This is a genomic window from Sinomonas sp. T428B, assembly GCF_056780155.1.
On record NZ_JBRAZR010000001.1, the window covers coordinates 2090528 to 2111351 of the forward strand.

Below are 20824 nucleotides of genomic sequence, written 5' to 3' on the forward strand. Positions count from 1 at the left end.
TCAGACCGCCCTCGTTCGGACGGCCTCGACGATCCGCTTCACGGCCGCCTCGACCGGCACGCCGTTGTCCTGGCTCCCGTCGCGGAAGCGGAAGGAGACGGCCCCGGCCTCGGCGTCCTCGCCGCCGGCGATGAGCACGAACGGGATCTTGTCCTTGCTCGCGGTCCGGATCTTCTTCGGGAAGCGGTCGCTCCCGGCGTCCACCTCGGCGCGGATGCCCTCGCGCTTGAGCTGGGCGACGACGTCGTACAGGTAGTCGTTGAACGCCTCGGCGACCGGGATGGCGACCACCTGGACGGGGGCGAGCCACGCGGGGAACGCCCCTGCGTAGTGCTCTGTGAGCACGCCGAGGAACCGCTCGACGGAGCCGAACAGCGCACGGTGGATCATGACGGGCCGCTGGCGCGTGCCGTCGGCCGCCTGGTATTCGAGCTCGAAGCGCTCGGGCAGGTTGAAGTCGAGCTGGATCGTGGACATCTGCCAGGTCCGGCCGATCGCGTCCCGCGCCTGGACCGAGATCTTGGGACCGTAGAACGCGGCCCCGCCCGGGTCCGGGACGAGCTCGAGGCCCGAGGCCTCGGCGACCTCGGCGAGGGTGCGCGTGGCCTCGTCCCACGCGTCGTCGCTCCCGACGTACTTCTCCGGGTCCTTCGTGGAGAGTTCGAGGTAGAAGTCGTCGAGGCCGTAGTCCTTGAGCAGGTCGAGGACGAAGGTCAGCGTCGTGGTGAGCTCGTCCTTCATCTGCTCGCGGGTGCAGTAGATGTGCGCGTCGTCCTGGGTCATGCCGCGCACACGGGTGAGGCCGTGGACCACGCCCGACTTCTCGTAGCGGTACACCGAGCCGAACTCGAACAGCCGCAGCGGCAGCTCGCGGTAGGAGCGCCCGCGCGAGCGGAAGATCAGGTTGTGCATCGGGCAGTTCATGGGCTTGAGGTAGTAGTCCTGGCCGGGCTTGCGCACCGTCCCGTCCTCGGCGTGCTCAGCGTCGATGTGCATCGCCGGGAACATGCCCTCGCGGTACCAGTCGAGGTGCCCCGAGACCTCGTAGAGGTGCCCCTTCGTGATGTGCGGGGTGTAGACGAACTCGTAGCCGGCCTCGGTGTGGCGCTGGCGCGAGTAGTCCTCCATGGCCTTGCGGATGATCCCGCCCTTGGGGTGGAACACGGGAAGGCCAGAGCCGAGCTCGTCCGGGAAGGAGAACAGGTCCAGCTCGGCGCCGAGCTTGCGGTGGTCGCGGCGCTCGGCCTCGGCGATGCGCTCCTGGTACTCCTTGAGCGCCTCCTTGGTGGGCCACGCCGTGCCGTAGATGCGCTGGAGCTGGACGTTCTTCTCGGAGCCGAGCCAGTAGGCGGCGGCGGAGCGCGTGAGGGCGAACGCGTTGGAGATGAGCTTGGTGTTGGGCAGGTGCGGGCCGCGGCAGAGGTCGCACCAGACGACGTCGCCGCTCTTGCGGTCGATGTTGTCGTAGATCGTGATCTCGCCCGCGCCGACCTCGACGTTCGCGCCCTCCTTCGTGGCGCCCTCGGACTGGTTGTCCTTGGCCCCGAGGATGACGAGCTTGTACGGCTCCTGTGCCATGGCCTCGCGGGCCTCGTCCTCGGTCACGACGCGGCGGCGGAAGACCTGGTTCTGGTTGACGATCTTGAGCATCATCTTCTCGAGGGTCCGCAGGTCCTCGGGCGTGAACGGCTCGGCGACGTCGAAGTCGAAGTAGAAGCCGTCCTTGATGTAGGGGCCGATGCCGAGCTTGGCGTCGGGGCGCAGCTGCTGGACCGCCTGGGCCATGACGTGGGCGGTCGAGTGGCGCAGGACGTTGAGCCCGTCCTCGCTCGCGATGTCGACGCCCTCGACGGCGGCGCCGTCCGGCACGGGCTGGTCGAGGTCCTTCAGGACCCCGTCGACGCGCATGACGACGATCTCGCGGCGGCCGTCGAAGAGCTCGGTTCCCGTGGTGCCCGCCGTGACGGTGCGTTCCTCGCCGTCGACGGTGATGGTGGTCTGCTGGGCATCTGGCACGGGGTGTCTCCTGTTCGTCTGTCGGCTTCATAGCTTGTGGCGTACGGTGACCACAGCCAGCCACGGTCAAGCGTATCGAACAAACCGAGAGAGCCAGGGCGCAGGCACGGTCCGGAGCCGCGGCTCACGCGGCCGGGGTGTGCCCGGGCTCGGGGAGGACAGGGTTCTCGGGGTCCAGCGAGCGCTCGAGCTCGGCGAGGTCCCACGCCATGTCCGCGCTGAGGCTGATCCCCCGGGGGCCCGTGCGGCGGGTCGTCCCGCGGATGAGGAGCAGGCGCGTGCCGAACAGGAGCGGCCCGCTCCTCTCCTGCGCCTCGGTGAAGAACACCGAATCGACGCAGCCCGTCCCGTCGTCGATGCTGATGAACACGACCCGCCGCCCGCCGCGCATGGGCGGGGTCTGGGTCGCGACACGGATCCCGGCCACGAGGACCTGGGTACCGTTGCGCAGGGACAGGAGCCTGTCCGCCGTCGTCACGCCGAGCCGGTCCAGGAGCGGTCGGTGGCTGTCCATGAGGTGCGCGCTCGCGTCCACGGCCATGAGGTCCAGCTCGGTGCGAACCTTCTCTGCCGGGCCTGGCTCGGGCAGCCGCGCGGGCAGGTTCTCGAGCTCGACGTCCCCGATCTCGAGCGAGAGCTGTCCCTCGATCGGGGCGTCCTTCCTGGCCGAGGTCCTGGGGGCGAGCTCGGCAAGGTGGGCGACGAGATCAGCCCTGCTCCCCCGCGCGCCCACGGCCCGGTGCAGCGAGTCGAACGCGCCGAGCTCGGCGAGCCGCCTGAGGCTCGAGCGGGTGATCCTGGCCCGGTCCCGCACGTCCGCGATCGAGGCGTAGGGCTGGCCTGCGACGATCCGGGCGAGCTCGCCCTCGGAGAGGCCGTAGATGCCCTTGAGCGTGAGTCGGATGCCGAGCCTGCCGGCGTCGGGGCCGTCGGCGATCCGCTCGACCCGGTACTCGTCGCGGCTCGCGTTGATGTCCACGGGCAGGATCGGGATGCCCATGCGCCTGGCCTCGGCGACGAGGAGCCGCTTGGGGTACATGCCCGGATCGTGCTCGAAGATGCCCGCGAGGAACGCCTCCGGATGGTGGGCCTTGAGCCACGCCGACTGGTAGGTCGGCACCGCGAACGCCGCGCCGTGGGCCTTGCAGAAGCCGAAGCTCGCGAACGACTTGAGGGTGTGCCAGACCTTCTCGATGACCTCGGAGGTGTAGCCCTTTGCGGCCGCATGCTCACGGAAGTACGCCTCGATCTCCGGCTCCCTCTCCTCGTTGCCGAGGAGCCTGCGGAACTCGTCCGCCTTCGCGAGCCCGCAGCCGGTGAAGGTGTCGAAGGTGCGCAGCACCTGCTCATGGAACACGGTCACGCCGTGGGTCTCGGCGAGATACGGCTTCATGTCCGGGTGCGGGTAGCGCTCGGGCGCGAACCCGTGCCGGTGCTCGAGGAACGGCCGGACCATGTCGCTCTTCATCGGCCCCGGGCGGAAGAGGGAGATGTCGATGATGAGGTCGTTGAACTCGCGCGGCGCCATCTTCCCGACGAGCTCCCGCTGGCCCGGGGACTCGATCTGGAAGCAGCCGAGGGTGTGGGTCGAGCGGATGAGCTCGTACGTGGCCTCGTCGTCGAGCGGGACGGCGTCGAGGTCGATCCTGGTCCCGTCGATCCGCTCCGCCTCCCGCACGGCGAACGCCATCGAGCTCTGCATCCGCACGCCGAGGACGTCGAGCTTGAGCATGCCCATCGGGTCCATGTCGTGCTTGTCGAACTGGCTCATGGGCAGCCCCATGCCGCTGGGCTGGACCGGGGTGCGGTCGAGGAGGCCGGCGTCCCCGAGGATCACGCCGCACGGGTGCATCGAGATGTGCCGCGGCAGGCGGTCGAGCCGCTCGGTGAGGTCGACAAGGAGCTCGAGCTGGTGGTTGCCACCCACCTGCTCCGAGAAGCCCCGCAGCTCGGGCTTCTCCGCGAGCGCCTCGCGGAAGTGGCTCGCGGAGAAGCGCCACAGCTGCTTGGCGATGTCCCCGACCTCCTCCTCGTCGAGGCCGAGGGCCAGGCCGGCGTCCCGCACGGCGCCGCGGGCCCGGTAGCCGTTCTGCATGCTCATGAGGGTGACGCGCTCGGCGCCGAAGCGCTCGAAGATCCTCCGGTACACGTTGTGCCGCTCGGCGCTCTCGACGTCGATGTCGATGTCCGGCAGGGTCGAGCGGTCCCGCGAGAGGAAGCGCTCGAAGATGAGGTCGTGCCGCAGCGGGTCCACGTGGCTGATGCCGAGGAGGTAGTTCACGAGGCTCGACGCGCCGGAGCCGCGCGCGGCCGAGCGTACGCCCATCCCCCGGATCATCTCGGCGACTTCGGCGACGGTGAGGAAGTAGGAGGCGAAGCCGAGGTCATGGATGATGTCGAGCTCGTGCTTGAGCCGGGCGTGGACCTGCTCGAGCCCGCTGCCCGCGAGCGCGGGGAAGCGCCGCCCGATGCCTGCGAGCGCGCGCTCGCTGAGCTCCTGCTGGGGCTCCCCGGTGATGCCGATGACCGAGGCCTCGGGAACGACGGGCCTCCCCCACCCGGCGTCGGCGACCGGGTCGAGCCGGCAGCGGTCGGCGATCCGCTCGGTGTTGGAGAGCAGGTGCGTGAGGTCCTTCCCGCCGAGCCCGGCGGCGTGGATGATCTCGCGGCCGAGGGCGTGCATGAGCTCCGCAGGCTTGAGCCACCCCTGCCCCGTGGGCTGGAGGGACGGGCCCAGCGGATACTCGCCGTCCTCGTCCAGGGGGGCGATGAGCCGCTCGAGGGGCGTGAGGGTTCGGGCGGAGTCGAGCACGTCCGCGGTGGCCGCGCCGTCCTCCTCGACATAGCGCACCGCGTTGGTCAGGACCGCGGGGACGCCGTGCTCGTTCGCGAGCCGGAGCATGCGCACGGCGTGGCTCGTGCTCAGCTGCTGGCCGGGGGCGCTCAGGTGCGTCACGAGCTCGACGGCGAGCACGCCGGCGGGCATCGCCTCGAGCCACTGGCGGAAGAGCGTCCGGGGGCGCAGGAAGCGGCGCCCACCCATCGCGCGCCCCACGTCGGAGTCCGGCCCGATCAGGACTGTCAGGACCGGCTTCCCTGTGCCCTCGTCGAGGCAGCGCGCGGCGAGCTCGGCGTGGGTCACGCCGGCGGGCACGGGGCTGTTGGCCTTCCCGGTCGTGTGGACATGGGCGTCCGAGACAAGGCGGCACAGCGCCTTCCAGCCCGCCCCTCCGTTGCCGCCGTGGGCAAGCACGACGACGCGCCCCGCCACGCCTGCGGCCCCGCGCCGCTGCTTCCGTGCATTCTGATGGGACCCGCGGTACCCGCCGTCGTGCGCCTCCTCGGGATCGGCGAGCAGGGCGAGGTCGACGCCGACGATCGGGTCGAGGCCGTGCTCCCGGCAGGCCTTGAAGTGCTTGACGGCGCCGTAGAGGCCGTCGCGGTCAGTGCACGCGAGCGCGCTCGCGCCGTCGGCCTTCGCCGCGGCGGCGAGCTCGTCCGGCCAGGACACGCCGTAGTGGGCGCTGAAGGCGCTCGAGACGTGCAGGTGTGTGAAGGATGCCGATGCCATGCGCCTCCCCTCAGGCCAGCCGGCGGGTCGTGGCCTCGCCGCGGTGCACGCGCAGGAGGCGCCACACCCCGGTGGCCCCGTAGTGGACGATCTCGAGGGTCACGGGCTCCACAGACTCGGCCGGCGCGCTTTCGGGCACCGCCTGGACCTGCCAGATCTCGTGGTCCACGAGCCCCGGCCCGTAGCCCACGGGGGCGCGGCCCTCGTCGCGCCACCAGGGCCGCCGCTCGAACCAGCGGATGGGCTCGGAGGCGAAGCGGTAGTCCACGTCCTTCCAGCGCAGGCGCTCAGGCCTCCCCTCAGCGGAGGACCAGACCTGCACCGCCTCGCTGAATATGCCCATCGGACGCTCCCGGAACGCTCGGAACTGACGTACTGCTTCGACTGTCGTGCTTTGCCTGCAGTGCTTTACCTGCATCGCCTTACCTGTTCGAAAGTATCTTCGAACTCTTCCAGTGTAGACCCGGCCTCCGACAGCCGTGAACGCCCCGCGGCACCTCTCGCTCTGCGAAGGCCGCGGGACATAATGGGCCCCATGTGCGGCAGATACGTCATGGCCCGAGCCGTGGGCGACCTCGTGGCGGAGTTCGACGTCGACGAGACCTATATCGACGAGACGACCCCCTCGTGGAACATCGCCCCGACGGACCCAGTCCCCCTCGTCCTGGACCGGAAGGACAAGGAAACAGGCGAGCCCTCGCGCAAGCTCGTGACGGCGCGCTGGGGCCTCGTGCCGCCGTGGTCCAAGGACACCAAGGGCGCCGCGCGGCTCATCAACGCCCGCCGCGAGACCGTCACCGAGAAGCCCTCGTTCCGCAAGGCCGCGGCGACGAAGCGCGCGCTCATCCCCGCCGACGGGTACTACGAGTGGGAGAAGCGCGAATCCTCTGGGACGGGCGGGGCAGGAGGGGGGACCGGAAAGCCGGTGAAGGTCCCCACCTACCTCTACCCGGCCGACGGCGGGCTGCTCGCCTTCGCGGCCCTGTTCGAGAACTGGCCGGACCCGTCCCTCCCGCCGGACCACCCCGAGCGGTGGCTGCGCACGTGCACGATCCTCACCGGCCCGGCGTCGGACAGCCTCGGGTACATCCACGACCGCACGCCCGTCATCGTCCCCCGCGAGATGTGGGCAGACTGGCTCGACCCCGAGACGACGAAGGAGGCGGACGTCCGGGCGCTCATCGACTCGATGCCCGAGCCGCACCTCGTCCCGCGCATCGTGGGCGACCTCGTCAACAGCGTGCGCAACAACGGCCCGGAGCTCATCGAGCCGGCCGGCTGACCTCCCAGCGTCAGCTGGCTTAACCGAGCGCCCGGAATACCGTGCGCCCGCGTACCGTTGATGCGGAGGATCCCCTTTCGACGACCGTATTTCCCCCTGAGGAGCACACGCATGGACAGCTTCACCCCCGCCGACGGCACGATCACGATGTTCTCCACGACGTGGTGCGGCTACTGCACCCGGCTCAAGAAGCAGCTCGACGCCAAGGGCATCGGCTACACGGAGGTCAACATCGAGGAGGTCGAGGGCACGGCGGAGCTCGTCGAGAAGCTCAACGGCGGCAACCGCACCGTCCCGACCGTGATCTTCCCGGACGGCACGGCGGCCACGAACCCCTCGGCCGCCCAGGTCGTCCAGAAGCTGGGCGTCTAGGACCCACCCATCCGTCTCGGCATCACGCCGCGGCTGGCTCGAGGCGCACGACGACGGCCTTCGACACGGGCGTGTTGCTCACCTCGGCCGTCGCGTCGAGGGGCACGAGCACGTTCGCCTCGGGGAAGTACGTCGCGGCGCAGCCCCGCGCCGTGGGGTACGCGACGATCCGCAGCCCGGGCAGGGTGCGGTCGACGCCGTCGTCCGCCTCGGAGTGCACGTCCACGTGCTGCCCGTCGGCGAGACCGAGCTCGGCGAGGTCCTCGGGATTGACGAACAGGACGTGCCGGCCGCCGTGGATGCCGCGGTAGCGGTCGTTGAGGCCGTACATCGTGGTGTTGAACTGGTCGTGCGAGCGCACTGACTGCAGGAGGAGGCGCCCGGCCGGCACGCGGATGGTCTCGAGCTCGTTGACCGTGATCCTGGCCTTCCCGCTCGGGGTCGGGAAGCGGCGCTCGTCCCGCGGGGCGTGCGCGAGCACGAAACCGCCTGGGCGCCGGATCCGCTCGTTGTAGTCCTCGCACCCCGGCACGACGCGCGCGATCCGCTCCCGGATCGCGTCGTAGTCCGCCTCGAAGCCCTCCCAGTCCACGGGATGCTCTGGGCCGAGGACCGCCCGGGCCATGCGCGCCACGATCGAGACCTCCGAGAGCACGCCGGGGGCGATCGGGGGGAGCTTCCCCTCGGACGCGTGCACGGCGCAGACCGTGTCCTCGACGCTCACGAACTGCGGTCCCGACGCCTGCAGGTCCACCTCGGTGCGCCCGAGCGTGGGCAGGATGAGCGCCTCCTCGCCGGCGAACGCGTGCGTGCGGTTGAGCTTGGTCGAGATGGACACCGAGAGCCGGGCCCTGCTCAGGGCCTGCTCGGCGACGGCGGTGTCCGAGATCGCCGAGACGAGGTTCCCGCCGAGCGCGACGAAGGCCTTGACCCGGCCGTCCGCGAGCGCGCGGATGCTGTCCACGGAATCGAGGCCGAATTCATGCGGCATGGCGATCCCGAACTCGGCCCCGAGCCGGTCGAGGAAGGGCTCCGGCATCCTCTCCCAGATGCCCATGGTCCGGTCGCCCTGGACGTTCGAGTGCCCCCGGATGGGCGAGGGCCCCGCGCCGGGCCGGCCGATGTTGCCGCGCAGGAGCAGGAGGTTGACGATCTCGCGGATCGTGGCGACGGCCTTGCGGTGCTGCGTCAGCCCCATGGCCCACGTGATGATGGTCCGCTCGGAGGCGATGTACCGCGCGGCGAGCTCGTCGATCTCCTCGTCCCGCAGCCCGGTCGCGGCCCGCACCTCCTCGTCGTCGAGCGCCGCGACGTGCTTGGCGAACGCCTCGAGCCCCTCGCAGTGCTCGTCGAGGAAGGCGTGGTCCAGGACGGTGCCGGGCGCGGCTGCCTCCGCGGCCAGGACGCGCTTGGACACGGCCTGCAGGAGCGCCATGTCCCCGGCGAGCCGGATCTGCAGGAACTGGTCGGCGAGGTCGGTGCCGTGCCCGAGGAGCCCACGCGGGCGCTGGGGGTTGCGGAAGTTGATGAGCCCGGCCTCGGGGAGCGGGTTGACGGCGACGATCTGCGCCCCAGCCTCCTTGGCCTCCTCGAGCGCGGTGAGCATGCGGGGGTGGCAGGTTCCGGGGTTCTGGCCCATGATCACGATGAGCTGCGCCTTGGCGAAGTCCTCGTAGGTGATCGCGCTCTTGCCGATGCCGAGGGTCGCGCCCATCGCGGCGCCGGTGGACTCGTGGCACATGTTCGAGCAGTCGGGCAGGTTGTTCGTGCCGAAGGAGCGCACGAAGAGCTGGTACGCGAAGGCCGCCTCGTTGCTCGTCCGCCCGGAGGTGTAGAACGTGGCCTCGTCCGGCGAGTCGAGCGCGGCGAGGCCGCGGCGGACGACGTCGAACGCCTCCTCCCAGCCGATCGGCACGTAGTGGTCGGTGCCCGGCGCCCGGTACACGGGCTCGACGAGCCGCCCCTGCTGGCCGAGCCAGTACTCGGTGCGCTCCCGCAGCTCCGAGAGCGGGTGCTCGGCCCAGAACGAGCTGGGGATCCGCAGCGGCTCGGCCTCCCAGATGACCGCCTTGGCGCCGTTCTCGCAGAACTCGGCGACCTTCCGATCCGGCGGGTCGGGCCACGCGCAGCTCATGCAGTCGTAGCCGCCGCGCTGGTTGAGGTTGGCCAGCGCCGTCGCGGTCCTGGCCGACCCGAGCCGGGACACGGCGAGCGGAAGGGTCTCCGAGACGCTCTCGAGTCCCGCGGCGGATCGTCGTGGCGGCCCGACCCTCAGGTGCGAGTCGTCGACGTCGTGAACGGGCGGCTTCCTCGCCATAGCTGAAGGTCTAGCACCGGTGCGTGGGAAAAGGCAACGGGCTCCCTGAGCGGGGCTCCCCGAGCCTACGCCCCTCCCTCAGCCGAGGGCGCCGTGGTCCCGGTACATCGCCAGGAGCGCCGCCTCGACGTCGTCGACGGCGATCCCGGGCACGAGGTCGTCCGCGGCGCCGGCCGTGGCCGGGTCGAAGGGCAGGTCCAGGGCTTGGTACACGTCGGTGAGGACCTCTCGGACGGGCGCGGCATCGCTCACGACGAAGACCGAGGAGAAGAGCCATGCCCCGGCGACCACGCGCTGGGCCGTGCCGACGAGCTTGACCCGGCCCGACGCCGTCGTCAGTTCGGGGTCGTCCGCCCCGGCCCGCACGCCGTCCGGGACGCCGTGGACGCTGTACTCGCCCGGGCAGTACTCGCCGGGGATCTCGCCGACCCGCGCGTCGACACCGAGCGTGCGCAGCACGCGCGCGTAGAGCTCCCCGAAGACCTCGAAGCGGTGCCGGTGCCCGACCATGGCCTCGTGCGCGGGCTCGATGTGGTCCACGATGAGCGTGCCCCCGTGGTACGCCGCAGCCCTGCCCCCCGCCCTGCGGACGACGGGCTCGAAGCCGTGGGCGAGCGAGGCCTCGCGGGCCGCCTCGAAGCCCGGCAGGCGCGTGTCGCGCTGGCCGAAGGCCATGGTCGGGTGGGGCCGGTACAGGCGCAGGGTCCCCCCGCGCCGCCCGCGCTTGACCTCGTCGAGGAGCTCGGCCGCGCCGGCGAGCTCGGCGGCGGCATCGGAGCCCGCGGGCAGGCCGCTGCCGGCGACGACGTCGAGGGGGACGGAGCCGCCCTCGTTCCACTCCGCCATGGGTCAGGCCCTGCGCAGGGTCAGGATCTGCTCCGCGCGGCCGAACGGACCGCTCGCGTCGTGGAGCACGGAGGAGGTGAGCCCGATTCCGTCGGCGCCGAAGGAGACGGCGTTGTCGATGCCGAGCCATTCGCCGGTGGGCTCGCGGTAGAGGTGGATCTGGAGGTCGACGTTGGGGAAGGCCCAGCTGCCCGGTCCGGGCGGGACGCGGGTCGCGATGCCATTGGCCGTGTCCACGAGGCCGATGAGGCGCACCCAGTCGGGGCTCGCGACGCCGGCGACGAGGGGGTGGGAAGTGCGGATCCAGACGCTGCCGCGGCCCGAGCGGTGGTGCGGGGCCTGGTACATCTCGAGGGAGCGGATGTAGCCGCCCGGCCACTCGGCGCCGTCCCAGGGCTCGCACTCCTGAACCGGAAGGATGCCCGCGTCCTCGACGGCGGCGACCTCGGAGCTGTCGGAGGTGATGAGCCGCCACGCGTTCGCGCGGATCGCGACGCGGCCGGCGGCGGTGAGTTCGGCCTCGAGGAGCTCGATGGTCCTGCCGGGGCGCACCGTCCGCACCGTGACCCCGAACTCGCCCGCAGGGATGAGCCCCAGGATCTCGTAGCTCAGGCGGGCGATCCGCATCCCGGCCCTGGGCTCGTGCAGGGCAAGGCAGTGGGCGATGATGCCCGACGCCGGGGCCATGTGCTGCTCGTGCGGGTTCCAGGCGCCCTGGGCGTGGATCGTGGAGCGGAAGCGGCCCCCGCCGAGGTTCTCGTAGTAGGAGTCCCCCTCGGCCAGCCCCGGCAGCTGCGCCGTCCATTCAGACGCCTGCGTCACGTCCCGCTCCTCTCCCGGCCGAACCTCGCTGGACGGCCTCACCCACAGTAGCGCGGTCTGCCCGGAGGCGCCGGATCAGGAGCACGCGCACGACGACGACGAGCACCACGCCGCAGACGACGAGCCACAGCCACGGCGAGACGAGCGCGGCGTCGACCCACAGCTCGATGGCGGCGAGGCCGATGGTCGCGTAGAGGACCGCCCACGCCGCCGAGCCGACGACGGCGGCGGGAAGGTAGTGCCGCAGGCGCATGCGGGCCATGCCGGCGGCGAGGTGGATCGCGGTCTGGAGCCCCACCGTGAGGTAGGCCAGGACGACGGCGATCGGCCCCCAGCGATCGATGAGCCGCCCCGCGCGGGCGAGGGCCCGAGCAGGACCCGGCCGTGCGAGGCGTGCCGAGAGCCGCCGGCTGCGTGCGAGGCCCGCCGCGGCGCCGCGCCCGGCCCAGTAGGTCGCGTTGGTGCGCAGGAGCACGATGCAGAAGAGGATGGCCACGGCGAGGGCGAAGGGCAGGGAGAGGATCGCGTCCATGAGCACCTCCCGCCCGCTGTGGGACACGCACCAGCAGATTGCGCAAGCTGTCCCTTGCGCAATTCCCCAGCTTAGCGGACCCTCGATCGGGCCCTCGACAGTGCACCGGTGCCCTGCTACACACGGGAGGATGGCTGTCATCGGCTTCCACGCCTCGCATGAACAGATCGGCCCGGCCCAGCTCCTGCGCGACGTCCAGCACGCCGAGCGAGCGGGCTTCCAGGGCGCCATGTGCTCGGACCACATCGAGCCGTGGTCCGCGCGGCAGGGCCACTCCGGGTTCGCCTTCTCGTGGCTCGGCGCGGCCCTCGCGACGACGCGGCTGCGCTTCGGCGTCGTCAACGCCCCCGGCCAGCGCTACCACCCCGCGATCGTCGCGCAGGCCGCCGCGACGCTCGGGTGCATGTTCCCCGGCCGGTTCTGGATCGCCCTCGGAAGCGGCGAGAACATGAACGAGCACGTCACTGGGGACCCCTGGCCGCCCAAGGAGGAGCGGCAGGAGCGCCTCGAGGAGAGCGTCGGCGTCATCCGTCGGCTGCTCGACGGCGAGGAGGTGACCCACGGGGGGCGCGTGCGCGTGGATCGGGCGCGCGTGTGGGACGTCCCGGACCCGGCGCCCGCCCTCGTCGCGGCGGCGGTGACCGCCGAGACCGCCGCGCGCTCGGCCGTGTGGGCGGACGGGCTCATCACGGTCAACCAGGAGCACGCGACGCTCCGGGAGGTCCTCTCGGCCTACCGGACCCGCGGCGGGCACGGCCGGGCCGTCCTGCAGGTGCACCTCTCCTGGGCCGAGAGCGACGACGAGGCCATCGCGATCGCGCACGACCAGTGGCGCCCCGGCGCCGTTCCCCACCCGCACACGTGGGACGTGGCGACCGCCGCCGAGTTCGACGAGGCGGGCCGTGACATGACCGAGGAGCAGGTCCGCCGCTCGGTCCTCGTCTCCCCCGACCCCGAGCAGCACGCCGCGTGGCTCCAGGAGTTCATCGACCTCGGCTTCGACGAGCTCTACCTCCACCACGTCGGGCAGGCGCAGGCCGGCTTCATCGAGACGTTCGGCCGGAGCGTCATCCCGGCCCTGCTCACGCCTGAGAACCTCAGCCCCGCCGACGAGCAGGTCACGTACTGACCTCCACGAGGAGCCTGCCATGCGCATCACGGACACCTCAGACCTCTGGTGGAAGACCGCCGTCGTGTACTGCCTCGACGTCGAGACGTTCTTCGACTCCGACGGCGACGGCATCGGGGACCTCGCGGGGCTCGCCCAGCGCGTGGACTACCTCGCCGAGCTGGGCGTGACCTGCCTGTGGCTCATGCCCTTCTACCCGAGCCCGGACCGGGACGACGGCTACGACGTGACGGACTTCTTCGGCGTCGACCACCGCCTCGGCCACCACGGCGACCTCGTCGAGCTCATCCGCACGGCCCGGGACCGCGGCATGCGGGTCATAGCGGACCTCGTGGTCAACCACACCTCCGACCAGCACCCCTGGTTCAAGGCCGCGCGCTCCTCGAAGGACAGTCCGTACCGGGACTTCTACGTGTGGCGCTCCGACCCGCCGCCGGACACGTCCCGCGAGGTCGTCTTCCCCGACCAGGAGCAGTCGATCTGGACGCTCGACGAGAAGACCGGCGAGTGGTACCTCCACCACTTCTATCGGCACCAGCCGGACCTCAACGTGGCCAATCCCAAGGTGCGGGACGAGATCGCGAAGGCGATCGGGTTCTGGCTGCAGATGGGCCTGAGCGGCTTCAGGGTCGACGCCGTGCCCTACTTCCTCTCGACCCTGGGTGTCGACGGGAAGGAACTCGAGCAGTTCAGCGACCCCCACGAGTACCTGCGCTCGCTGCGGAAGTTCATGGGCCGCCGCAGCGGAGAGTCGATCCTCCTGGGCGAGGTCAACCTGCCCTCCAAGGACCTGGTGAGCTACTTCGGCGGGCCGGAGGGGGACGAGCTGACGATGATGTTCGACTTCATCACGATGCAGAACGCCTACCTCGCCATGGCCCGGCAGGACGCCCGGCCGCTCGCGACCGCGCTCAGGAAGCGGCCCGAGGTCGCCCCGGACAACCAGTGGGCCACGTTCGTGCGCAACCACGACGAGCTCACCCTCGACAAGCTCACCGACGAGGAGCGCCAGGAGGTCTTCTCGGCGTTCGGCCCCGAGCCGGAGATGCAGGTCTACGGCAGGGGCCTCAAGCGCAGGGTCCCGCCCATGCTCGACGGCGACCCGCGCCGGATCCGGCTCCTGTACTCGCTGCTGTTCGCCCTGCCCGGCACCCCCGTCCTCTACTACGGCGAGGAGATCGGCATGGGCGAGGACCTCTCGGCCGAGGGCCGGATGGCCGTGCGCACGCCCATGCAGTGGACCTCGGAGCCGAGCGCGGGCTTCTCCTCGGCGCCGCCGAACAGGCTCGTGAGCAGGATCCCCGCCGGGGGCTACGGGCCCGCACACGTCAACGTCGCGGCGGCCCGCCGGGACCCCGACTCTCTGCTGAACTTCATCACCCGGCTCGCGCAGCGCTACCGGGAGTGCCCGGAGCTGGGCTGGGGCCGGTGCGAGGTCCTCGACCACCGCGCGGATGCCGTCCTCGCGCACCGCTGCACGTGGGAGGACGCGAGCCTGCTCGCGGTGCACAACCTCTCCTCCGAGGCCGTGACCGTCCAGCTCGCCCTCGGGTCCCCGCCTGACGGACCGGCGCTGTCTGGGGAGCCGGGAGCGGAGCCGAGCTGGGAGGGCGTCGTGCTGCAGGACCTGCTCTCCTCGGGCGACTTCCCGGACAGCGGCCTTCCGGTCGCGGACGACGGCGCCGTGGAGGTCACGCTCGACGGCTACGGGCACGCGTGGCTGCGGATCCAGCACCCCGGCGTGCGGCGGCTCATCTGAGGCGCGCGGGGTCACGTGAGCCGGTCGAGGCGCTCGCGGGCCCTCGCAAGGACGCGCCGCTCCTGCTCCGCGACGCGCGCGGCGAGCCGGCGGGCGCGGCCGGCGAGGCCCTCCTCCCGCTCCGCGGCGGCGAGATCGTCCTCGAGCTCGGCGAGCCTCGCGCGCAGCCCGGCGAGCTCGCCCTCGACGGCCTCCCGGCGCGCCGCGGCCTCGGCGGTCTGGCGCTCGGCCTCCTCGAGCTCCGCCTCGGCGGCTGAGAGCGCCTCCTCGGCCTCCCCGAGCTCGCGCTCGGCCTCCTCGCGCTCCCGCCGTTTCGCCTCCTCGGCCTGGCGCCGTGCCTCCCGGCGCGCCTCGGCCTCCTCCGCCTCGACCCGTCTGGCCTCCGCGGCCTCGGCCTTCACGCGCTCTGCCTCCACGCGCTCGGCCTCCATGCGCTCGGCCTCTGTCCTCCCGGAGTCGGCCGCGTGGTCCGTGACGGCGGTCCCGGCGGCAACCATCGGAGCCTCCGCGGCGCGCTTCGCCCCCGCCCGCCCAGTGCGAGCCTTCGCGGGCGCGGCCGTCGCCCCGCCGTCGGCCGCCCCGCCCGTGCCCAGCGCGCCGTCGCCCGCCCCACGGGTGCCCAGCCTGCCCGTCCCCAGCCCGCCGTCGGCCCTCCCGCCCTCAGCGAGGGCGCCCGGCACGGCGACCGCCCCCGAGAGGTCCGCGGGACCGAAGCCGCCCCCGGCGAACGGGCGCACGAGCAGCCCGCTGCGGACCGCCGCGGCGGCCTCCGGATCGCCCATCGCGGCGCGGAGGGTCTGTTCGATCTCGCCCGCGGCGGCGTCGCTGATCCGGACGCCCTGCGCCTCGGCGGCGGAGCGAGCTCCGCGGACGGCGCCGGCAAGGACGCGGCTGCGCTGCTGCCCAAGCTCGCGCAGCCGCTCGGCGTCGAGCATCTCCTGAGCGTCGCGGAGGGCCGCGCCGAGGTCGAGCACGGGGGCCAGCTCCTCGGGATGCTGCCGCGCGATGAGGTTGACGGCCCACGCGGACGCCGCGGGCTTGGGCAGCCGGGCGACCTGCTTCGCGAGGAGCGGATGCCCCTCGGCCTTCGCCTCCTTGGCCCGCCGGTTGCGCGCCGCGGTGAACTCCGCGGGGAGCAGGGCGTAGAGCTCGGCGGCGACGTCGGCCAGGTCCATGCCTCGCATCATAGGCGCCGGCCCGGGCCGCAACGCGGCATCGCCCACGCTGCGATCCGGCGCGGACAACCGCGTGTCGCGATGCGGCGTAGTCAGCCGGCGGTGAGGGCGGCCGCCTTGCGCTCGAGGACCGCGCGCTCGCGGTCGTTGGCGCAGAGGCGGGCGGCGAGCTCGAGCTCGGCCCTGGCCTCGTCGCGTCGGCCAAGCCTGGCCAGGATCTCCCCGCGCACGCCCGGGAGCAGGTGGGAGCCGGCGAGCCGCCCGGAGACGACGAGGCCGTCCACGATCCCCAGCGCCTCGGCCGGCCCGGTTGCCATGGCCACGGCCACGGCGCGGTTGAGCTCGACGACGGGCGACGGCGCGACCCGGCCGAGCGCCTCGTACAGCAGCACGATCCGCTCCCAGTCGGTCTCCCGGACGGAGGGCGCCGAGGCGTGGCATGCGGCGATCGCGGCCTGGAGGCCGTAGGGCCCGAGCCCGCGGCCCGCGGCCTGGGCGCGGGCGAGCGCGGCCGTGCCTCGGCGGATCGCCGAGCGGTCCCAGAGCCTGCGGTCCTGGTCCTCGAGCAGGACGGCCTCCCCGTCGGGGCCGGTACGGGCCGGGAACCGGGCCGCGGTGAGCTCGAACAGCGCCAGGAGCCCGTGCGCCTCGGGCTCGTCGGGCAGCGTCGCGACGAGCATGCGCGCGAGCCTTATGGCCTCCCGCGCGAGGTCGGTGCGCAGGAGGCTGCCGCCGCTCGTCGCCGTCGATCCCTCGGTGAAGACCACGTAGAGCACGCTCAGAACGGCGGCGAGCCGCTCCCGGCGCTCGTCCGCGGGCGGCACCTCGAAGGGCACCGCCGCGGCCGCGATGGTCTTCTTGGCCCGCGTGATGCGCGCTTGGACGGTCGCCACCGGGACGAGGAACGCCCGGGCGATCTCCTCGCTCGTCAGGCCCGCGACGACCCGCAGGGTCAGGGCGATGCGGGCCTCCGGGGAGACCACGGGGTGGCACGCTGTGAAGATCAGGGCGAGGACGTCGTCGTCGACCTTGTCCGGGTCCCAGAGCAGGCCGTCGGCGCCCTCCGGAGGGGAGGACGCGCCCGTCGTCGCCTGCCCCTCCGCGAGCTGCCCCGCGAGCAGGCCGTACCGGGCGTCGAGGGCGGAGCGCCGGCGGAAGGCGTCGATCGCGCGGCGCCGAGCGGCCGCGAGCAGCCACCCGGCGGGATTGGCCGGGAGGCCGTCGCGGGCCCAGGCCACGAGGGCCTCCGCGACGGCCTCCTGTGCGACGTCCTCCGCGAGGGCGAAGTCCCCGGTGTAGCGGGCGAGCGCACCGACGATCCGCGGGGACTCGATGCGCCACACCGCCTCGACGGCGCGGCGCGCCGCCTCGGAGCCTGCCGCGGCCGCGGCGCTTGGCCCAGCAGGGCTCAGAGCTGGCCCGTCCGCTCGCGCCACGCACGCTCCCTGGCAACGTACTCGTTGTCCTGCGGGAACTCGTCGATCCCGGGCACGCGGCGGATCTCGCACTTCGAGCCCGGGATCGCCGGCATCCGTCGAGCCCACTCGACGGCCTCCTCCTGGGAGGCGACGTCGAGGAGGTAGAAGCCGCCGAAGAGCTCCTTCGTCTCGCCGTAGGGCCCGTCCGTGACCACGGGCGTCTCGCCGCTGTAGTCGACGACGACGCCGGTGGACGGGTCGTCGAGGCCCTCGGCGGCGACGAGGACGCCGGCCTTGATGAGCTCGTCGTTGAACCGGCCCACCGACTCGAGCATCTCCTCGAACGGCGTGTCCATCATGAGCTTGAGGGACTCGTCGGTGTTGCGCATGATCAGCATGTACTTGGCCATGGTCGTTCACTCCTGAGGGTGTCGGGGTCGCCTCTCGACCCTTTCATCCCTAGGTCGAACGGGGAAGGCGCAGATCGACACGGCCCCAGGATTTTCTTTCCCGGCCTCCACATCCGGCGCGTGCGGGCTCAGGGCACCGGGGTCGTGGCGCCTGGCGTCGGGAGCGTCGTGCCGGTGACGCCGGGGGTCGTCGTCGGGAGGGTCGTGGTGTCCGTCGGGGAGGCCGTGCCGCGGGTGGCGGGGGCCGTCGTCGTCGGGCGGACGGTCGAGGTCGTGGTGGACGTGGTCGTCGGGCTGGGCGACTCGGCGCGGTTCAGGACCTTGTTGACGAGGTCCTCGAGCTCCGTCTGGTCGTCGCCGGAGAGGTCGGTGCCGCTCTTGGTGGCGACGACGAGCAGCCGCCCCTGCGCACCGGAGACCTGCATGAGCATGTCGGAGGTGTTGTCGTCGCGGGTGCTGACGGTCCCGAAGCTCTCCTTGGCGTCGGTCCTTGCGTCGAGCTCCTTGCTCGCGACCGTGGTCCGCTGCCCGAGGGCCTCGACGGTGAACGTCGAGCAGCTGGCCATCTTGGACTTGATGTCGCTGAGGATCTGCTCGGCATCAGGGCCCTCCCGGCCGGACTGGGCCGAGACCGTCCTCGGCTCCGCGCTCTCGGAGATGGCCACGGCGACGGAGCCGCTGTCGACGCTGCTCTCGAGGCCTGCCGTCGCGATGGACTTGCAGTCGGTGGGATCCACGGTAGCCGTGTTGAGCAGGATGTCCCCGAGGCCCTTGCCCTGGGCGACCTGCTGCTCGGAGTAGAGCTGGAGCTCGTTGCCGTCCGTGTCCCGCAGGCCCGTGATCAGGCTGCGCAGCTCGTCCTCGCTGTAGACGCGATCGGTCTTCGTGGGCGAGGAGGTCGCCGTGGGCGACGCCGTCGTCCCTCCCCCGCCGGTGCAGGCCCCCACCATCATCACCACCGCGGCGGCGGCCAGTCCGGCCGGTGCCACCCTCCTGACGTCCATCGTGCCCCTCCCTCGAGCGATCCAGTGCTTGCCCCGAGGCATTACCCCCGGGACGCACCGCTGACACGGGATGCTGCACGCGGGGCCCACGCAGGGGGCGAGTCGGCATCGGGCGACTCGGCGAACTCGTCGACGAGGTCCAGCCCGCGCTGGGCCCAGGCAATCTCGCCGCGCGCCCGCTCGACGAGGCCCTCGTAGGTGAACCGCTTGAACGCGATGGTCCGTTCGTGCTCCTCGGGCGGCGTGACGTCGAGGCGGCGGACGAGCATCGGGTTGTCGCGTGCGGCGATCCGCAGCAGCTCGCCCTCCCACTGAGCAAGCTCGCCCTCCCACTGGGAGATGTGCGCACGGAAGAACTCCCGGGCGACGTCGGGGGTGACGGCCTCGAGGTAGGCGGCGCGCAGATGCGCGGGGTCGCGCACCCGGGCGTATTCGAGCGGCGTCCGCATCCAGTCGAGGAACGCCTGCTCCCCGGCCTCGGTGGTGTGGTAGACCTTCCGGACGCCGCGTTGGCCCCGCTGCTGCTCCTCGCCCTCGATGAGGCCCTCGGCCTCCATCTTCCGCAGCTCCGGGTAGATCTGCGAGTCGGGCGCGTGCCACACGTGCCCGACCGAGACCGAGAACTGCTTCTGCAGCTCGTAGCCGGAGAGGGGGCCCACGCGGAGCAGCGCGAGCAGCGCGAATCTCAGGCTCATGGGCCCTCTCCTTCACTCCCTTGACCGGCGGCGTCGGACGGTGCGGACGGCGACAACCTTAGGCAGGCTGGTAGTTGGTGCGCCACCCGCCGTGGTACGTGGAGCGGGCGACCGTCGAGTACGGCACGGGGCTCACGACGACGCGCACCTGAACCTGCTCGTGGGGCTCGACCGCGGCCTTCGAGGTGCCGCCGTTCGGCTCGCCCCAGACGACCTTGAGCTCGGTGCCCTCGGGCACGTTCTGGTCCACCGTCGCGAGGGAGAGCCCGCGACGCTCGTTGGCGCTGTAGCCGGTGAACATCGAGTAGCCCACCACCGTGCCGTCGGCGTCGACGACGGAGTCGTAGTTCGCCGAGCCGTAGTTCGCGAGCGGAAGGTCGAAGAACTTGTAGTGCGGGCCGTCGACGTCGAACAGCGAGGCGAAGATCCTGGTCAGATCCTCGCCGTTCCAGGCCAGGGTCACCTTCTTCCGCTGGCTGGACGGGTCGATCTTCTCGAGCGCATCGCGGCCGATGAAGTCGTGGTCGAACTTCACGAAGGACCCGTAGCCGAGCTCCCACGGCGTCAGGTAGTAGTCCTCGATCCTGTCGGAGACGAAGGAGCCGGCGAGGGTCGCCGTGGCCTCGTAGCCGTCGGCCGGGAGCCACTCGCGGTAGCCGCGCTCGGCCTCTCCGGTGTAGATGGCCGGCAGCGGGGACGGGATCCAGCCGGACTCGAGCGTGTTCGACGGGTAGGCGCGCGAGCCGACGGGCACGAGCCCGAATTCAGCCCCGGCCTCGACGATCGCGTCGCGGATGCGGCCGTGGTCGGCGTAGGGGCCCCAGACCTCGAGGCCCGGCGCGCCGGCCATGCCGTGGCGGAGCGTCCGGACGGAGGTGCCGTCGATCGTCATCGTCGACATGTTGAAGAACTTGAGCTGCTCGAGCGGGCCGCCATTGAGCTTCTCGATCACCTGCCAGGCATTCGGCCCCTGGATCTGGAACCGGTAGTACTCGCGGGAGACCGCCTGGCCGTAGGGGCGCGACGGCGAGCGGCGGTCTACCGTGATGTCCAGGTTCGGGTAGCCGCCGGTCTCCCCGTGGTAGAGGAGCCAGTTCGCCGCGGGCGAGCGGCCGACGTAGACGTACTCGTCCTCCGCGAGGTGGAAGAGGATGCCGTCTCCAATGACGTGCCCCGACTCGGTGGTGGGCACGTACTGCTTGGCCCTGTCGACGGGGAAGGCGGCCGTGGAGTTGATGGCCGTCGCCGAGATGAGCTTGATGGCGTCCGAGCCCCTCAGGAAGAGGTTGTCCATGTGGTGTGACTGGTCGAACAGGACCGTCGTGTCCCGCCACGCCTTCTGCTCCTTGATCCAGTTCTGGAAGTCGGCGGGGACCACGGGGTAGATGTACGAGCCGATCGGCGAGTTGCGGAGCAGGTCGACGGTGCCGCGTGACGCCCCGTCGAGGACTTCCTGCAGATTCTTCGGTGCCATGA

17 protein-coding genes are annotated in these 20824 nt (G+C 71.8%); 4 read left to right on the forward strand and 13 right to left on the reverse strand.

Going from position 1 to position 20824, the window contains the following annotated elements; translation table 11 throughout:
- From thrS to ACUYMY_RS09585, 3 genes are all read right to left on the reverse strand, one after another.
- Positions 1-2016 carry a threonine--tRNA ligase gene (gene thrS / locus ACUYMY_RS09575; RefSeq protein ID WP_481703341.1) on the reverse strand — a complete coding sequence of 672 codons (2016 nt, stop codon included), beginning with the start codon at positions 2014-2016 and terminating at the stop codon, positions 1-3.
- 124 nt (positions 2017-2140) lie between these two features.
- Complete coding sequence (locus ACUYMY_RS09580) at positions 2141-5587, reverse strand: DNA polymerase III subunit alpha (RefSeq protein ID WP_481703342.1); 3447 nt, start codon at positions 5585-5587, stop codon at positions 2141-2143.
- 10 nt (positions 5588-5597) lie between these two features.
- On the reverse strand, positions 5598-5930 hold the full coding sequence (locus ACUYMY_RS09585; protein WP_481703343.1) for a hypothetical protein: 333 nt from the start codon (positions 5928-5930) through the stop codon (positions 5598-5600).
- A gap of 192 nt (positions 5931-6122) precedes the next feature.
- Here ACUYMY_RS09585 and ACUYMY_RS09590 point away from each other — a divergent pair, with 192 nt between their 5' ends.
- Together ACUYMY_RS09590 and ACUYMY_RS09595 are read left to right on the forward strand one after the other, a co-directional pair.
- A complete protein-coding gene (locus tag ACUYMY_RS09590) occupies positions 6123-6869 on the forward strand; it encodes an SOS response-associated peptidase (RefSeq protein ID WP_481703344.1) in 747 nt (248 codons plus the stop codon).
- Positions 6870-6980: 111 nt separating this feature from the next.
- Positions 6981-7241, forward strand: a complete 261-nt coding sequence (locus ACUYMY_RS09595) for a mycoredoxin (RefSeq protein ID WP_481703345.1) — start codon at positions 6981-6983, stop codon at positions 7239-7241.
- Positions 7242-7263: 22 nt separating this feature from the next.
- Here ACUYMY_RS09595 and ACUYMY_RS09600 read toward each other — a convergent pair whose 3' ends face one another.
- The 4 genes from ACUYMY_RS09600 to ACUYMY_RS09615 all read right to left on the reverse strand — a co-directional run bounded on the left by ACUYMY_RS09600 (position 7264) and on the right by ACUYMY_RS09615 (position 11785).
- The gene (locus ACUYMY_RS09600) at positions 7264-9558 is read right to left on the reverse strand and encodes an FdhF/YdeP family oxidoreductase (protein ID WP_481703346.1); all 2295 of its coding nucleotides are present in this window, start codon (positions 9556-9558) and stop codon (positions 7264-7266) included.
- A 78-nt stretch (positions 9559-9636) separates the two neighbouring features.
- On the reverse strand, positions 9637-10404 hold the full coding sequence (locus ACUYMY_RS09605) for a lipoate--protein ligase family protein (protein ID WP_481703347.1): 768 nt from the start codon (positions 10402-10404) through the stop codon (positions 9637-9639).
- Between the two features lie 3 nt (positions 10405-10407).
- On the reverse strand, positions 10408-11226 hold the full coding sequence (locus ACUYMY_RS09610) for a thioesterase family protein (protein WP_481703348.1): 819 nt from the start codon (positions 11224-11226) through the stop codon (positions 10408-10410).
- Positions 11210-11785: a DedA family protein gene (locus ACUYMY_RS09615; protein ID WP_481703349.1), complete on the reverse strand. Its 576-nt coding sequence runs from the start codon at positions 11783-11785 to the stop codon at positions 11210-11212. Before ACUYMY_RS09615 ends, ACUYMY_RS09610 begins: the two co-directional genes overlap by 17 nt.
- A gap of 103 nt (positions 11786-11888) precedes the next feature.
- Between ACUYMY_RS09615 and ACUYMY_RS09620 the strand changes: the two genes are divergently transcribed.
- Together ACUYMY_RS09620 and ACUYMY_RS09625 are read left to right on the forward strand one after the other, a co-directional pair.
- A complete protein-coding gene (locus ACUYMY_RS09620) occupies positions 11889-12887 on the forward strand; it encodes a TIGR03885 family FMN-dependent LLM class oxidoreductase (RefSeq protein ID WP_481703350.1) in 999 nt (332 codons plus the stop codon).
- A 19-nt stretch (positions 12888-12906) separates the two neighbouring features.
- On the forward strand, positions 12907-14646 hold the full coding sequence (locus tag ACUYMY_RS09625) for an alpha-amylase family protein (protein ID WP_481703351.1): 1740 nt from the start codon (positions 12907-12909) through the stop codon (positions 14644-14646).
- Positions 14647-14657: 11 nt separating this feature from the next.
- Here the strand turns inward: ACUYMY_RS09625 and ACUYMY_RS09630 are convergent, their stop codons facing one another.
- The 6 genes from ACUYMY_RS09630 to ligM all read right to left on the reverse strand — a co-directional run bounded on the left by ACUYMY_RS09630 (position 14658) and on the right by ligM (position 20822).
- A complete protein-coding gene (locus tag ACUYMY_RS09630) occupies positions 14658-15821 on the reverse strand; it encodes a hypothetical protein (protein WP_481703352.1) in 1164 nt (387 codons plus the stop codon).
- A 92-nt stretch (positions 15822-15913) separates the two neighbouring features.
- Entirely contained in the window at positions 15914-17233 is a 1320-nt protein-coding gene (locus ACUYMY_RS09635; protein ID WP_481705031.1) for an RNA polymerase sigma factor, read from the reverse strand.
- Positions 17230-17649 (reverse strand): YciI family protein, encoded by a 420-nt coding sequence (locus ACUYMY_RS09640; protein WP_481703353.1) that lies wholly within the window; start codon positions 17647-17649, stop codon positions 17230-17232. Before ACUYMY_RS09640 ends, ACUYMY_RS09635 begins: the two co-directional genes overlap by 4 nt.
- A gap of 128 nt (positions 17650-17777) precedes the next feature.
- Positions 17778-18653 (reverse strand): hypothetical protein, encoded by an 876-nt coding sequence (locus ACUYMY_RS09645; RefSeq protein ID WP_481703354.1) that lies wholly within the window; start codon positions 18651-18653, stop codon positions 17778-17780.
- 41 nt (positions 18654-18694) lie between these two features.
- The gene (locus tag ACUYMY_RS09650; RefSeq protein WP_481703355.1) at positions 18695-19348 is read right to left on the reverse strand and encodes a PadR family transcriptional regulator; all 654 of its coding nucleotides are present in this window, start codon (positions 19346-19348) and stop codon (positions 18695-18697) included.
- A gap of 58 nt (positions 19349-19406) precedes the next feature.
- Entirely contained in the window at positions 19407-20822 is a 1416-nt protein-coding gene (gene ligM / locus ACUYMY_RS09655; protein WP_481703356.1) for a vanillate/3-O-methylgallate O-demethylase, read from the reverse strand.
- Positions 20823-20824 lie beyond the last annotated feature (2 nt).

Coding starts and splice junctions, on each gene's coding strand:
- ACUYMY_RS09595 (WP_481703345.1), top strand. CDS start 6,981: ATGGACAGCTTCACCCCCGCCGACGGCACGATCACGATGTTCTCCACG.
- ACUYMY_RS09580 (WP_481703342.1), bottom strand. CDS start 5,587: ATGGCATCGGCATCCTTCACACACCTGCACGTCTCGAGCGCCTTCAGC.
- ACUYMY_RS09605 (WP_481703347.1), bottom strand. CDS start 10,404: ATGGCGGAGTGGAACGAGGGCGGCTCCGTCCCCCTCGACGTCGTCGCC.
- ACUYMY_RS09600 (WP_481703346.1), bottom strand. CDS start 9,558: ATGGCGAGGAAGCCGCCCGTTCACGACGTCGACGACTCGCACCTGAGG.
- ACUYMY_RS09645 (WP_481703354.1), bottom strand. CDS start 18,653: ATGGACGTCAGGAGGGTGGCACCGGCCGGACTGGCCGCCGCCGCGGTG.
- ACUYMY_RS09625 (WP_481703351.1), top strand. CDS start 12,907: ATGCGCATCACGGACACCTCAGACCTCTGGTGGAAGACCGCCGTCGTG.
- ACUYMY_RS09630 (WP_481703352.1), bottom strand. CDS start 15,821: ATGGACCTGGCCGACGTCGCCGCCGAGCTCTACGCCCTGCTCCCCGCG.
- ACUYMY_RS09650 (WP_481703355.1), bottom strand. CDS start 19,348: ATGAGCCTGAGATTCGCGCTGCTCGCGCTGCTCCGCGTGGGCCCCCTC.
- ACUYMY_RS09585 (WP_481703343.1), bottom strand. CDS start 5,930: ATGGGCATATTCAGCGAGGCGGTGCAGGTCTGGTCCTCCGCTGAGGGG.
- ACUYMY_RS09590 (WP_481703344.1), top strand. CDS start 6,123: ATGTGCGGCAGATACGTCATGGCCCGAGCCGTGGGCGACCTCGTGGCG.
- ligM (WP_481703356.1), bottom strand. CDS start 20,822: ATGGCACCGAAGAATCTGCAGGAAGTCCTCGACGGGGCGTCACGCGGC.
- ACUYMY_RS09640 (WP_481703353.1), bottom strand. CDS start 17,649: ATGGCCAAGTACATGCTGATCATGCGCAACACCGACGAGTCCCTCAAG.
- ACUYMY_RS09620 (WP_481703350.1), top strand. CDS start 11,889: ATGGCTGTCATCGGCTTCCACGCCTCGCATGAACAGATCGGCCCGGCC.